The sequence below is a fragment of the Gilvimarinus gilvus genome, assembly GCF_030518155.1.
Classification (GTDB): Bacteria; Pseudomonadota; Gammaproteobacteria; order Pseudomonadales; family Cellvibrionaceae; genus Gilvimarinus; species Gilvimarinus gilvus.
Genome location: NZ_JAULRU010000569.1, coordinates 65221 through 80562 on the forward strand (window position 1 = coordinate 65221; position 15342 = coordinate 80562).

8 protein-coding genes are annotated in these 15342 nt (G+C 50.5%); 4 read left to right on the forward strand and 4 right to left on the reverse strand.

Translation table 11 applies throughout. The features are described from left to right. Positions 1–80 precede the first annotated feature (80 nt). On the reverse strand, positions 81–3020 hold the full coding sequence (gene rapA, locus QWI17_RS10940; protein WP_302722543.1) for an RNA polymerase-associated protein RapA: 2940 nt from the start codon (positions 3018–3020) through the stop codon (positions 81–83). A 136-nt stretch (positions 3021–3156) separates the two neighbouring features. On the opposite strand from rapA, the gene QWI17_RS10945 reads away from it, so the two are divergent. Both QWI17_RS10945 and metH read left to right on the forward strand, forming a co-directional pair. Then, the gene (locus QWI17_RS10945; protein ID WP_302722544.1) at positions 3157–4068 is read left to right on the forward strand and encodes a D-hexose-6-phosphate mutarotase; all 912 of its coding nucleotides are present in this window, start codon (positions 3157–3159) and stop codon (positions 4066–4068) included. 105 nt (positions 4069–4173) lie between these two features. Next, positions 4174–7884, forward strand: coding sequence for a methionine synthase (gene metH / locus QWI17_RS10950; RefSeq protein ID WP_302722545.1), 3711 nt, complete (start codon positions 4174–4176; stop codon positions 7882–7884). Between the two features lie 361 nt (positions 7885–8245). Here the strand turns inward: metH and QWI17_RS10955 are convergent, their stop codons facing one another. The 3 genes from QWI17_RS10955 to QWI17_RS10965 all read right to left on the reverse strand — a co-directional run bounded on the left by QWI17_RS10955 (position 8246) and on the right by QWI17_RS10965 (position 12282). Further along, positions 8246–11050, reverse strand: coding sequence for an SIR2 family protein (locus QWI17_RS10955; RefSeq protein WP_302722546.1), 2805 nt, complete (start codon positions 11048–11050; stop codon positions 8246–8248). A 622-nt stretch (positions 11051–11672) separates the two neighbouring features. Then, on the reverse strand, positions 11673–11975 hold the full coding sequence (locus tag QWI17_RS10960; RefSeq protein ID WP_302722547.1) for a helix-turn-helix domain-containing protein: 303 nt from the start codon (positions 11973–11975) through the stop codon (positions 11673–11675). Then, the gene (locus QWI17_RS10965; protein ID WP_302722548.1) at positions 11968–12282 is read right to left on the reverse strand and encodes a type II toxin-antitoxin system RelE/ParE family toxin; all 315 of its coding nucleotides are present in this window, start codon (positions 12280–12282) and stop codon (positions 11968–11970) included. Before QWI17_RS10965 ends, QWI17_RS10960 begins: the two co-directional genes overlap by 8 nt. A 276-nt stretch (positions 12283–12558) precedes the next feature. Between QWI17_RS10965 and QWI17_RS10970 the strand changes: the two genes are divergently transcribed. Together QWI17_RS10970 and QWI17_RS10975 are read left to right on the forward strand one after the other, a co-directional pair. Next, complete coding sequence (locus QWI17_RS10970; protein WP_302722549.1) at positions 12559–13734, forward strand: IS481 family transposase; 1176 nt, start codon at positions 12559–12561, stop codon at positions 13732–13734. Between the two features lie 272 nt (positions 13735–14006). Further along, positions 14007–15302 (forward strand): methyl-accepting chemotaxis protein, encoded by a 1296-nt coding sequence (locus QWI17_RS10975; protein ID WP_302722550.1) that lies wholly within the window; start codon positions 14007–14009, stop codon positions 15300–15302. The last annotated feature ends 40 nt before the right edge of the window (positions 15303–15342 follow it).

Genomic DNA, 15342 nt, shown 5'->3' on the forward strand with positions numbered 1-15342 from the left:
ACGCCGGAAGTCTGATGACTAACGGGTCGAGTAATCCAATCTCCAGATCAGACGTCCGACCTCAAGCGTCTGACCAACAATCACACCGCCACAATCACTCGCGCCGCATCTAGTTTAAGACTGGCGTTGTCCAGGTACTCTAAGCTTTGTGCCAGGCGATCACTTAAATAATCAATCTCTTCGCTGCGGATATTCGGGTTAACTTTTGCCAGATCCTGCAATCGTTCAATTTCACGACCAATGTCTTCGCTGACCTTGTGCTTAGCCTCTGCTACCTGCCCCGCACGCAAAGGCGCTACCGCCAACTCGGTGTTATCCAGTACAGCGCCAATTTGCTCCCGGCTGTGTCGAACCAGCTCCTGCGCCGTGGGCCGCGCAACCTTTTGCAGTATTTGGTTCAGCTTGTCCGCTCCCAGCACCTGCGCAAAGTCTTTGCCGTTGGTGTCCATCAATACGCGCATAACCGGCTGACTGATATAGCGGCTTAACTGTAAACTCGCAGGCGCCGGCGTGTACAAGCAGTACACCGCCTCTACTAACATAGTGCCCGGCTTGAGCGGCGGCAGCTTTAAAGTGGCCACGGCTGTGTTGCCAAATTCAGTATCGGCAATCAACTCTAAGGTGCCGCGCACCAGCGGGTGCTCCCAGCTGAGAAAACTCATATCGTCACGCGATAGCGCGACATCGCGATCAAAAGTCACCGTAAGCCCTGACTCTGGTAACCCGGGGTAAGGGTCTACCCGCATATGTTCACCCGGGTGCAGCACCCAACTGATATCACTGTGACGCTCATAGTCGACATTGAAACTATCCAGTGCCCGCATCAGATATTCCGGCAGGGTATCGTCCTCATCTAACGCTTCTAACGCATCAACCATGGCCTGCGCGGGGCCGGGCCGACAAGAGTTTAACTCCAACAATTTATCGCGGCCGGCTTGCAGTTCATCGTTAAGGGTTTGGGCGTAATCAGCGGTTTCCTTCAGGAGCGGGTTAATATCCGCCCCGCAATCTGCCAACAAAGGCACCAGCTTGTCGGCAAACGCCGTAAAGGCCGACTGACCAATAGCGCAGGTATGCTCAAAGGCGTTGATGCCATGGTGGTACCAATCCGCCAGCTTGGCCTGAGCCTGAGGCGCCGCAGCGTTGTGGTAAACCGGTAAATGAATATTGACCGAGCCCGCCTGACCAATACGATCGAGACGGCCGATACGCTGTTCCAATAGATCCGGGTTAAGGGGCAAGTCAAACAACACCAAGTCCTGGGAGAACTGAAAGTTACGCCCCTCGCTGCCGATTTCCGAGGCAATCAGTACTTGCGCCCCCTCTTCCATATCGGCGAAGTAAGCCGCAGCGCGATCGCGGTTTATAAGGTTCATGCCTTCGTGGAAAACCGTAGAGGCAATACCGTGACGCAGGCGCAGGTACAACTCGAGCGACTGGGCGGTATCGCCGTCGGCGCAGATCACCAGTATTTTGTGGCCACGCTTGGCTTTTATCAGGCTTTTAAGCCACTCCACCCGCGGGTCAAACAACCACCAATCGCCCTGCTCTGCCCAGTAGCCCTCTGGCTTTAGCTGAACCTCGAGCGGGTATTGCCCCAAAGCCTTGGCATCATCATCCGCCAGTTCGATAGGGTTTAGGTGCAGTATGCGCTCGGGAAACCCACTGATGCCGTGGCGAGTATTGCGCAACAGTACCCGACCGGTGCCATGGCGATCCAGCAGCACCTCAACCAATTGGTCGATAGCCAACTGTAGAGACTGGGTTTTCGCTTGCGCCAAGGCGCGGTCGATGCTGGCTTGATCCAGGTACTCAGCGAGCTCATTAATTTGCGCATCAAACAAATCACCGGTTACCTCGGCATCTTCCGGGCGAACGCTATTGAGATGTTCAACCAACTCACTCAATGGCTGATAACTTTTTTGTTCGGCGATAAAGGCTTCAAGATCGTAATAGCGATCCGGATCGAGTAGGCGCAGACGGGCAAAGTGGCTCTCCACACCCAGCTGCTCTGGTGTTGCAGTTAACAAAAGCAGCCCACGGGCAACCCGCGCCAGCTGTTCAATGGCTTGATACTCAAGGCTCGCTTGCTCGCGGTTCCACTCTAAGTGGTGCGCCTCATCCACCAACAGTAGATCCCAATCGGCGGCAGACGCCTGCTCCAGGCGCTCGGGGTTATCGGTAATAAAGCTTAATGAACACAGCACCAGTTGCGCCGATTCAAATGGATTAATGATATCTTCGGGATTGAAATCTTCCGGCTCATCGAATTCGTCAACGAAGTCGTCACAGTCTTTCCCCTCCAAAGACTGGCAGCGCGCCTCATCGAGAAGGGTAAATGACAGGTTGAAGCGACGCAGCATCTCCACCAGCCATTGATGCATCAAGGTGTCTGGCACAATAACCAGAGCCCGGTGGGCGCGCCCGGTTAATAGTTGGCGATGCAATATTAGGCCCGCCTCAATGGTTTTACCCAAACCGACTTCATCGGCCAACAGCACGCGCGGCGCGTAGCGACTAGCCACCTGACTCGCAATATAAAGTTGGTGCGGCAACAGCGATACCCGGGCGCCCCCTAAGCCAAACCCTGAGCGCTGCTCACTGTGATGGCGCAGCACGCGGCTGCGATAGCGCAGAGAAAAGTGGTTACTCTTATCAATTTGCCCAGAGAACAAGCGCTCGCGCGGCTTGCTGAACTGTACGAAACTGTCGAGTTCAAACTCGGGAACGGCGCGGGTCTGGTCGTCGGCGTCTACCGCTTCGTACAAAAGGCAGCCACTTTGTTCCATCACATGGGTGATCGTCAGCGCCTGACCATCCTGGTGTTTGATCTTTTCCCCAATGTTGTAGCGCACCCGGCTCAAAGGGGCCTGTTTTATCGAGTAGGTTCGTCGCTCGCCAGCCGCGGGAAAGCCAATTTCCGCCGTTGTCGTACTGACCTGTAAAACCACACCCAAACCCAGTTCGGGTTCGGTATCACTGACGTAACGCTGCCCTAAGGTGAAATCTTGTTGCGACACACTAACCTCATGCTATTCGATCCGGGCGCGCATGATACTTTGCCTAAGCATTAAACGAAAGCGGCCCTAGATAGGCGACAACCCTTACCCGTAAACAATTTTTTGCTAAAATATGCGCCTTTTGCCCGGAATTATTATGAGCCAGAGCCTTGATGAACTGCAGCGCTTGGTAAGCGAACAGCCATTTCTTACCCTAACCGACAGCCAAACCCTGTACCCAAACCACCCGGGAACAGGCATTGACATGCTATCGGTTAAAACCGAGCTGTGTGAGGCCAGCATCGCTTTAAACGGCGCCCAACTGATGAGCTTTACGCCCGCAGGTGGTGAAGAGCTGCTTTGGGTAAGCCCTAATTGTCAGTTTAGTCCGGGGGCGAGCTTGCGTGGCGGCATTCCACTTTGCCTGCCCTGGTTTGGACCTCACCCCTCCGACAGCAACCGACCCAATCACGGCATTGCGCGCACCGCCACCTGGCAGCTGAGCAGCGCCAGCCAAAATGACGCGGGCGTCTGCACCCTGGTTCTGCGCTTTGAGCACCAGGCCGACGAGCACTTTGAGCACAACTTCAGTGCTCAGCTCTCTCTTATACTAGGTCATGTGCCGCATCTGACACTGGCCCTGTCTAACCACAGCGCCGACAGCTTTGCCGCCAGCTGGGTAATGCACAGCTATTTCGCCACTGGCGACATCGCCACTACCCGCGTGGAGGGCCTGGACGGCCGGGCATACTCAGACAAGGTGGCCGGCGGTAAATACTTTACCCAAAGTGGCCCAGTGACCTTTGCCGGCGAAGTTGATCGCGTTTATGAAGATATCCAGCTACCAATCACCATTGAAGGCACACGCCGTACTCGCGTGGAAGGCGATAACTGCCCTAGCGTGGTGGTTTGGAACACGGGCAGCGCGCTGGCGGCTGACATTGAAGATATCGGCCCCAATAATCACGCCGGCTATGTGTGCGTTGAGCGCGGCGCCTGCCTAGGCGACACCTGGCGCCTGACTGCGGGCGAAACCCGCCAGGCCACCATGACCCTAATCCCCGAATAGCCCGGTTATCAGGCGTACCATAAGCCGCCGCACAAACCCGCGCGTTTGCTGTTAAAATGCGCGGGCCGCAAATCCCCAATATTCGCAAGACAATAGGTTTTCTTGATGAGCGCTTCAGATCGCGACCAACGCATTGCCCAACTTAAACAAATCATTCACGAGCGCATTCTCGTGCTCGATGGCGGTATGGGCACCCAAATTCAGAGCTTAAAACTCTCTGAAGCGGACTATCGCGGCAAGCGCTTTGCCGACTACCCCAGCGATGTAAAAGGCAACAACGACCTGCTCAACCTCACTCAGCCCGAGATGATGAAGCAGATCCACCGGGAGTACCTAGAAGCTGGCGCCGATATTATCGAGACCAACACCTTTAACTCGACTCAGGTTTCCATGGCCGACTACGGCATGGAAGACCTCGCCTACGAGTTAAACCTGGTGGGCGCGCGCATCGCCCGCGAAGTGGCCGACGAGCTTACCGAGGCCGAGCCGCACAAACCACGCTACGTGACCGGAGTGCTTGGGCCCACCTCGCGCACCTGTTCGATCTCGCCCGATGTAAACGACCCCGGTGCGCGCAACGTCACCTTTGATCAGTTAGTCGAGAACTACATCGAGGCCACCAAAGCCCTAATTGAAGGCGGCTCGGATTTAATCTTAATCGAAACCATCTTTGACACCTTGAATGCCAAGGCCGCTATTTTTGCGGTGCAAGAAGTCTTTGCCGAGCTTGGCTTTGAACTGCCCATTATGATTTCCGGCACCATTACCGACGCCTCGGGTCGCACGTTATCGGGCCAGACGACCGAAGCGTTTTATAACTCGCTGGCTCACGCCAAACCAATTTCCATTGGGTTGAACTGCGCACTGGGCGCGCAAGAGCTGCGTCAGTATGTGGCTGAGCTTTCCCGTATTGCCAACTGCTATGTATCGGCGCACCCCAACGCGGGCCTGCCCAACGAATTTGGCGAGTACGACCAAGAACCAGACGAAATGGCGGTGATTGTCGAAGAGTTTGCCAGTGCGGGCTTTTTAAACATTATCGGCGGTTGCTGCGGTACCCGCCCCGATCATATCCAGGCCATTGCCGAGGCCGTCGCCAAGCACCCGCCGCGCCAGATTCCGGATATCGAACCGGCCTGTCGTTTATCGGGGCTTGAGCCTTTTAACATCACCCAGGATTCTCTGTTTGTAAACGTTGGTGAGCGCTGTAACGTCACCGGCTCCGCGCGTTTTAAGCGGTTGATTGTCGAGGAGGACTACGACACCGCACTGGAAGTGGCGCTGGAGCAAGTCGAAGGCGGCGCGCAGGTGATCGACATCAACATGGACGAAGGCATGCTCGATGCCGAAGCGGCCATGGTGCGCTTTTTAAACCTAATCGCTGGCGAGCCGGATATATCCCGCGTGCCCATCATGGTGGACTCCTCTAAGTGGGAGGTCATCGAGGCCGGCCTTAAGTGTATTCAGGGCAAAGGCATTGTTAACTCCATCAGCATGAAAGAAGGCGAACAGGAGTTTTTAGACAAGGCCCGCCTGTGCATGCGCTATGGCGCCGCCGTGGTTGTTATGGCCTTTGACGAAGACGGCCAGGCCGACACCGCCGCGCGCAAAAAAGAAATCTGCGAGCGCTCCTACCGTTTGCTGGTGGATAAAATTGGCTTCCCACCACAAGACATTATTTTTGACCCGAATATTTTCGCGGTCGCCACTGGTATTGAAGAGCACAACAACTACGCGGTGGATTTTATCGAAGCCACAAAGTGGATTCGCGAAAACCTACCCCACGCCGGTGTGTCGGGCGGCGTGTCGAACGTGTCTTTCTCGTTCCGTGGCAACAACCCGGTGCGCGAGGCCATCCACTCGGTGTTTTTGTACCACGCCATTAAAGTCGGTATGAACATGGGCATCGTTAACGCCAGCCAGCTGGCCGTATACGACGACCTACCCGACGAGCTGCGCAACAAAGTCGAGGATGTCATTTTAAATCGCACCGACGAGGGCACCGAGGCGCTGCTGGACATTGCCGAAAAATACCGCGAAGGCGGCAGCGGCGTGGCCAAAAAAGAAGATTTAGAGTGGCGCAGCTGGGACGTTAAAAAGCGCATGGAGCACTCGCTGGTTAAAGGCATCTCCACCTACATTATTGAAGACACCGAAGAGGCCCGCCAGCAAGCCGAGCGCCCGCTGGATGTAATCGAAGGCCCGCTGATGGACGGCATGAACGTGGTGGGTGATTTATTCGGCGCCGGTAAAATGTTTTTGCCGCAAGTGGTGAAGTCAGCTCGGGTGATGAAACAATCTGTCGCCTATTTGCAACCCTACATTGAAGCCGAAAAAGTCGAAGGTGCCCGCCCCAACGGTAAAATCTTAATGGCCACCGTAAAAGGTGACGTACACGATATCGGTAAAAACATTGTCGGCGTGGTGTTGCAGTGCAACAACTTCGAAGTGGTCGACATGGGCGTTATGGTGCCCGGCGAAAAAATCATCCAAACCGCGATTGAAGAGAACTGCGACATTATTGGATTGTCTGGGCTTATTACCCCGTCGCTGGATGAAATGGTCAGCGTCGGCCGCGAGATGCAGCGCCAGGGCGTGGATAAACCATTGCTAATCGGCGGCGCCACCACCTCCAAAGCCCACACCGCGGTTAAAATTGACCCGGCGTTTGATTTAAACCAGGTGGTGTACGTGGCCGATGCTTCGCGCGCCGTCGGCGTGTGCAGCACCTTGTTATCGGATACCGCACGCGACCCGTTTGTCGCCAAACTCAAAGACGAATACGAGGCGGTACGCGTGCGCAACGCCAACCGCAAACCACGCGGCACGCTGCGCACCTACCCCGGCGCCATCGAACACGGCTTTAAAGCCGACTGGGACAACTACACGCCACCCAAACCCGCCTTTACCGGCCTTAAAGTGTTTGACGACTACCCGCTGACCGACCTGCTCGATACCATCGACTGGACGCCGTTTTTTATTAGCTGGGATTTGGCCGGCAAGTACCCCAAAATTCTAACCGACGAAGTCGTCGGCGAAGCCGCCACCAACTTGTTTGCTGACGCCCAGGCCATGCTGACAAAACTCATCGACGAAAAATTATTAAAAGCGCGCGCTGTTATCGGCTTTTGGCCCGCCAATACCGTCGACCACGACGACATAGCCGTGCACGACGATGCAGGCAACGAACTGGCACGCCTGCACCATATTCGCCAGCAACAACAAAAGCCCGGCAACAAAAAGCCCAACTTCTCACTGGCCGACTTTATCGCCCCTAAAGAATCCGGCAAGCAAGACTACATCGGCGGCTTTGCCGTCACCGCCGGCATCGGCGCCGAAGAGCTGGCCCAACAGTACAAAGACGCCGGCGACGACTACAACAGCATTATGGTGAAAGCCCTGGCCGACCGCCTAGCTGAAGCGCTGGCCGAGCACATGCACAAACGCGTGCGTACCGAGTTTTGGGGCTACGTACAAGACGAGCAGCTCGACAACGACGACTTAATTCGCGAACGCTATCAGGGCATACGCCCCGCCCCCGGCTACCCCGCCTGCCCCGACCACACCGAAAAAGGCACGCTGTTTAAACTGCTCGACGCCGAAAAGAACACCGGCCTGGAGCTAACCGAACACTACGCCATGTTCCCGACGGCAGCGGTGTCGGGATGGTACTTCTCACACCCAGAATCCGAGTACTTTGCCATCGGTAAAATCGAGAAAGATCAGGTGGAGTCGCTAGCGGAACGTAAAGGGATGAGCATCGTGGATATGGAGCGGTGGTTGAGTCCGGTGTTGGGGTATGAGCCAGGGAAATAGTGGTTCCGCGCTAGCGCGGGACTTTGTTTATATGCCCGTGTCGCCGGGCGTGGCGAGTTACTTTTCTTTGTTTGGGCAAAGCAAACTAACGAAAAGAAAGCCCACCCCGGCATCTCAGCCCTAGCGGGTGCCCTCGCTCCGGCCGATTTTAGAGGGCCGCATCGACACACCGTCCTTGGCGTGGCGATGCTTGCGCAAACTTCCTGTTTGCTTACCCCCTAAAATAGGCCTCCGCTCGGCTGGCTGCAGGGGGGGGGGAGTTAAAGCGGTGCTTCGTAGTCATTAACAAATGAAATTCACGATTCAAGACTTGACCCCAGCCACGATGAAGGTGCCACTCCACCTCTATTTCTTCGCAGACTCAAATTGATGAGAGGTTTGGGCGCTGTTCATACTGATCTATTAGATCGCCCAACTCTTCGTTTAACCCTTCTAGCGCGTCGACCTCTTTCTCATTTATTAAATATTGAGTTAAATTTTTGAGAGAATATAACTGTGATGAAAAAATTTTTCCATCACGAAATTGCACCAAATATTCATCTAGCCTCGAAATAGCCTCTGCATCAAAATCTTTAAAACCCACCGCAAACGACCAAAGTTCAAACTCCCAATCATCTATGCCCTTTGTTTTGGATTGAGAGATGACAACCTTAATGAACGCCTTAATAATGTTTCGAACGCTCTCGTCCGAAATTTTAAAGATGCTGTAAAGCAGAGATTTCGAAAACTTACGTTGCTCTTCTGACTTGTAAGATTCCAGCTCAAAGACCAGCCGGCGAGCTCGGACCTTATCAGTGTATTCGCCCTTAACCACCCCAATATAACCGTATAAATTGCCAATAGATCCATTCAGTATCGCATGCTGATCCCAACCGTGAGCTGTTTTTGAGATAATTTTATCAATAACGGTGTTTAATATATTTATCAAAATGTCAGTTTCAATATCCCGATCAAACAATTCGTATTGATGTGCTAAAAACTCGTTTATTGCCTCATAAGTACCGACAGCGGTTGAATCACTAGCAATTAACCGGGAAAACTCTCTCATAACATTTGAAACCTGAGCGTCACTCAAGTTAAGTACAGCCAGTAATCGCACGCAGTTTTCAAACTTAGATTCATAACCATCAAATAAACTTAGGCTTCCCACCAACTGACCTGTCAATTTTGGCAAAACAGTAAAAACAACCCACTCCAAACACCCGCCACTAGCACTTAGGCGAAGCTGATTGGAATCTTCGCTTTTAAAAAACACCCTAAGCTCTGACTGCAACTCTTTTGACGGATAGAACTGGATCGCCGAGTAAATCTCATATTGATTCAACTTTACTATTTTTTTGACTGATTGACGAAGTATGGAAATATTAACGAAGTCTCTCATAACCGCCTTATATGGGGCATACTGATCAATCATTATGTGATTTTTCAACGAAAACATTAACAGGTTAATGTGTGTACAAGTTGGTTCATCTGCATAGTTGTTAAAACTTATCCCTCCAGCCTTTATGCTTTCAACAGCTCTTGTGAGATCAAGTATCTTTTTTGTACAATCATTCGCTTTTTGATGAACAGAGTGCAAAGCCAAGAAATCATACAAGGCTTGATTCCTTTTTATCTCTGATCTTGGAAATTTAAAAAACTCATCTTGAAGCTTTACTTCCACTTCCTTTTCAAAATCGCTTCTATTTTTATTAGAAAAGGAGTATTTTAGCCTCCATAAAATGGAATTTTTATTAAATAGCGCTATCAAAAGAATCGAGTATATTTTGTGCCTTTTGCAAGCAAGAATGAGCTCAGAATTTTTCTTGAATGCAACCTCATACTCTCCAAGCTTATAGCTCTCATAAGACCCTGAAGACAGATATTTTATATAATCATTACTTTTGCATTCACTTTCTGAAAAAGATATGTATTTCCGGTCGCTCTCCTCTAGATTTTTAGCTGAATCTATTTTCTCATTAAGAAAGTACACAATCCTCCCATTGTCATTAGCTTCGGGCAAAACGACACCTTTGATATGAGCTAGGGCCAAGATAGAAAGGATCTCCGTAAGTTTTGAGTTTCTTCGATAGAAACTGTCTTTTTCATCTTCACCAAATGAGTCTATGCGAGCTAGAATCTCCAGGAATTTTTCGTGAATCGACCTAGTGGAATCACTACAATCCGTAGTCAGGACGCCTTTAGGCTTGAACAATTCCAATACATTTAGACCATCGGAATCGTAACGAAAGCCACAGTTTGTTATCGCCCCCCGTATTTGATTATGAGTTATTGAGTTTAGCTTTTTTAGATGCTTTATACGCTCATATATGAAACCGATAACATCTTGCTCATCGTTCACATCTACCTCACCATCATCTTTGATGATAGATGTTAGGAAAGACTGAGTTAGCGCCGATCTTTTATCTAGATTCTTAACATCATCAATTGAATAGTTTTCGCCATCCAGCACTAATGTGGTGATCCCATGATTACTCAAGTAGCTCTCTTGAGGCTTGTCTGATTTGAAATTTACCAAATACATGGGAGGAGCCGAATTGGAATGACTTTGCATCCATTTCATTATGTGCTTAAGGTTAATATCGTTATAGGAATACCCTAAAAAAAGAACTGTATGTGTTGAGAATATAGACTTTATGTAGTTTTCTATTAGCGGGAAATTTCTTGAATAGTTGAGATAATCATCCTCTTTGAAAACCACATTATGATTTTTGAAATCACCATGAATTTTTATAATTTTATTCGGACTAGCCGAGCTTACCAAATCCTTATCCGTGCAAATCTTATCGTACAGATAACCTTCCTGTTCTATTGCATTTTCAATGATACAGTCCCAGTTCGTAGTTAATATTACGCGAGGGTTTACCTCCAAAATTGTGCGATGCAAGCTCGACGGGGTGATATCTTCAGGGAAATATTTCCTCAACACTTGATTGTATGTCTGCTCCCCAAACTCAAGATAATATAGTTGAGCTAGTTTTAAATAATCTAGATCTTCTGTTATAGCTAAATCTGATTTGAGCTCACTCATTAGATCACTCCACAAAGGAAGGCTTCTATAATCAGAATCTGAGCTTTTTGATACACCCGCACCGACAAATATAGCTAACCTATCATTTTCATTAGCTTGCTTGATGTTTTTAATATAAACACTGTGCAGGTGCATTCTAAAACTCCTTAGCTTCTTGATGATTGATGAAAACCACAGAGGTCAGGCCTTACAATTTACACGTGCGAAAAACTCAATATTTTAAACGGTAAGGCCTGCCACCAATAACCGCGGCAAACTATCCTCGGTGAAAATTGGTTTAAGGAGTTGCGAAATGTATTTGATCGAAAAGGGAAGAACGGCATTTCTGACAGCTCCTTGTCCGAGATTAATTGACCACTGAAATGTACGCTAGGCGCTTATGTTTACCGTAGAATATTACGCCATAGCGAAAAAGGCAACCAACAACCCAAGGCTGCTACGAAGCACCTTTTTGGGCCCCTGCGACTGAGCCGAACGGAGGTTCATTTTAGGGGGTAAGCAAATAGGACATTTGCGCAAGTATCGTCAGGGCATCGACGCCCTGTCGATACGGCCCCCTAAAATGGGCTGGAGTGAGGAAACCCGCAGGGCCAGACGCCGGGGTGGCCTCTTTTGGTTACTTTTCTGGCCAATCAGAAAAGTGACTCACCCGCCCGGCGACTGAGGGCACACAAGCCTGTATATAACCAATGTAATCGTATGGCACCTGTGGCACACAGCAAATAACAATTCTACGCTCGGCGATACCGGCAAGTGATCAGCCTGCGTCCATCAAAGACTCTGTAATAACTTCCGGGTGCCTAAAAGCAATTTGAATTAGCGCTTGGGCAGCGCCCGAGGGTTTGCGGCGGCCTTGCTCCCACTCCTGCAGGGTGCGAGGAGATATCTGCAGAGCCTTCGCAAACTGTGACTGAGAAAGCCCGGTTTTAATGCGAGCCGCCGCTACTTCGTTGGGTGAAACCTCGGTCGTTCGTGCCGCCTTGCCCGCCTTCATTTCATTCACAGATTGCAGAAGCTTCTTGCCTAACGCCTCGCCGGACATTGTATTTCGCTTAGCCATGTTCAATTACCTCTCGGATGGATTTCAGCAAATGAGCCGGGATATTGCCGCGAACACTCTTTGCGTAAATCACCAACAACCACAACTCACCATTTTTAAGGCGAGTAAAATAAATAACCCGTACACCGCCACTTTTTCCTGAGCCTTGTCTACGCCAACAAACCTTTCGACAACCGCCACTGCCGGGAATGACATCCCCTGCTTCAGGATTTGCCGCCAACCAAGCACAGAATGCGCCTCGGTCTTGCTCAGACCACAGCTCTTTTGCATCTTCCGTAAAGGTGGGTGTTTCTATAACGGTGTACATCGGTCAAATATACGTCAATGACGTACACACATCAAGACAAGGCCAACAGCCAACTTAGGCAAGCTACGAAGTACCGCTCTGGGGGCCCCTGCAGCCAGCCGAGTGGATGCTTATTTTAGTGGGTAAGCACGCATGGACAAGGTGAATGGCGCGGAGCGACAGAGAGGCCAGCCTGGGCTGCGCGCAGGTGTACGTGCCGATTCATAGGTTACACATTTGTCTACATACATAGGTAACAGTTTTTAAACTGATAGGCACTGCCATTTGGAGGTGCCTATGCCTTGGAAAGAGACAACACCTATGAACCAGAAGCTTTCATTTATTGCAGATTATCTGCACCGCCGGTACAACTTCACGCAACTCTGCCGGCAGTATGGCATTAGCCGTAAAACGGGTTATAAATGGGTTGATCGCTATAATGAACAAGGTATCAGTGGCTTATGGAACCAGAGCCGACGACCTTATTCTCATCCTTGTGTTATTCCCCGTGCTATAAGGCAAGCTATCATCGACTTAAGGCAAGACACTCGGCTTACACTGGGGGCGAAGAAGATTCAGGCTCGCCTAAGAACGGAATTCCCAGATATTGCACCACCAGCCATATCTACCATCAACAAGGTCTTGGCCTCTGAAGGCCTCACCAAGAAGCGCCATGTCCCACACCGAGTTCCTCGAGACTGCTCTCCCTTGGATGAGGCAACCGAGCCCAACCAGCTGTGGACAACGGATTTTAAGGGGCAGTTTCGGCTCGCTAGTGGACAGTGGTGTTACCCCTTAACACTGATGGATCAATTTAGTCGATTCCTTCTGGGGTGTGAGTCGCAAGAGGATGTTACAACCGCCAATACAATAGAAAGCTTTAAGCGTTTATTTCGAGAACATGGCTTACCCGAGCGTATTCGCAGCGACAACGGCACTCCTTTTGCCAGTAAAGCTACCGCGGGCCTTTCTAAGCTGTCGGTCTGGTGGATCAAGTTAGGTATTATCCCTGAGCGCATACAACCAGGTCGACCGCAACAAAATGGTAAGCATGAACGCATGCATCGCACTCTGAAACAGGATGCTACTCAACCGCCTTCCGGCGACTTCACTGACCAACAAGAACGATTCAATGGCTTTAAGCACTTATACAACGAACAGCGGCCTCATGAGTCCCTAGAAATGAAAACACCTGCGGAGGTATACACCCCGGCTCAGAGAGAGTACCCAGAAGTCATAGATACTGTTGAGTATCCCAGCTACTTTGACGTGCGAGAGGTTCGAGGACCGGGAATTGTGTACTGGAATGGTGGGCAGCTCTATATTTCGCACTTGCTCAATGGGGAGCCCATTGGCATTAACGAAGTTGACGACGGCATCTTCGATGTCTATTTTAGTTTTTATCGACTCGGGCAGTTTGACATAAGAGACGTTACCAACGGCAGCGTCTCTTACTGGAGCCTAAAAGTGTAACCTATGTATTTAGACATAAGTGTTACCCATGTATGCGGACTATACAAGGAACGGCCTTTTGGTTACTTTGCTTTGCCCAAGCAAAGAAAAGTAACTCGCCACGCCCGGCGAGACGGGCATATAAAAGGCTTCTACCTCTGGCGGCGCTATTGCCTGAAGACCAGTTTAAGACCTGCAAACCAACAAACACTCCCGAGCTACCGCTCACAATACTTGAGAAACCCAGATTTTGGCCGATAATTGTGTAAACACCCATAAAAGGTTAAATCGCCATGTTTGGAAGGACGCGCGAGCTGGAAGCTGAGATCGAGACGCTTGAGTCAGAAAAGAGCGAACTTTTGTCTTATCTTGACGCGATTAGAGCTCATACAGGCTACATAGAGTTCACCCCTCAGGGGGACATATTGGATGCCAACAACCTATTTTTAAAGGTCGTTGGTTACTCCATGGATGAGATCAAAGGCAAACACCATCGAATATTCTGCGAACCTGAGTATATCCATTCCAGTGAATACCAAGAATTCTGGCGGGATTTAGCCTCAGGTAACAGCAAAAGCGGTACCTTCAAGCGACGCAGCGCCAGTGGCGAAACCCTTTGGCTGGAGGCAAATTACTTTCCTGTAAGTGAACACGGAGCGGTCACCAAAATAATCAAAATTGCTTCGGATGTCACACAGCATCATGAAGATTTGCTCGACCGTAACGCAATGTTTGAGGCCATTAATCGCTCGCTTGCGGTCATCGAGTTCACACCGGACGGTACAATTCTAAACGCCAATGACAATTTTCTAGCGGCGACTGGCTATCCGCTCAAAGACGTTGTAGGCAAGCACCATCGCATGTTTTGCTACGATAATTTTTATCGAAACAACCCTGATTTCTGGGCGAACTTAGCGCGCGGCCAATTCGATTCCGGAAAATTCGAGCGCAAAAACGCTGCAGGAGAGAGCATTTGGCTTGAGGCGACCTATAACCCTATCACTAACGCCAAGGGCGAAGTCTACAAGGTGATTAAATTTGCCACCGACATTACGGCCCGCATTCAAACAGCAATGGCTGCGGTCGAAGCCGCTTCCAGTACATCGGAAGAAACCTCGCAAATTACCACCCACGCTAAAGAGTTACTGAGCGATGCGGTGGCCACAGCAAGCCAGGTAGCGGTGCAAATTCACGACGCAGCAAAGCTTACCGATAAGCTCAGCAGTCAATCTGAAAGTATTACGGAAATTGTTACAACCATTCGTGCCATTGCCGAACAAACCAACTTGTTAGCGCTAAATGCTGCTATTGAAGCAGCCCGTGCAGGCGATCAAGGCCGGGGGTTTGCCGTGGTGGCCGACGAGGTAAGACAGCTCGCTGCCCGCACCAGTGAGGCGACCGAAGAAATATCCAATGTGGTGGGCGATAACCATGAGCTAACCCAGGGAATAAAACAGCAAATGGAGGATGTAAGCGGAATTTCAACTCAGGGGCAGGATAAAATTAAACAGGCCTCAGAAGGCGTTGACCAAATCTCCGAAGGCGTGACCAACTTTGCTGAAGTCGTCGGTCGCTTAGGGCAACAATAACCGGCTACAGCTAAAAGGTTCTGACCGAAACGGCCAGAAC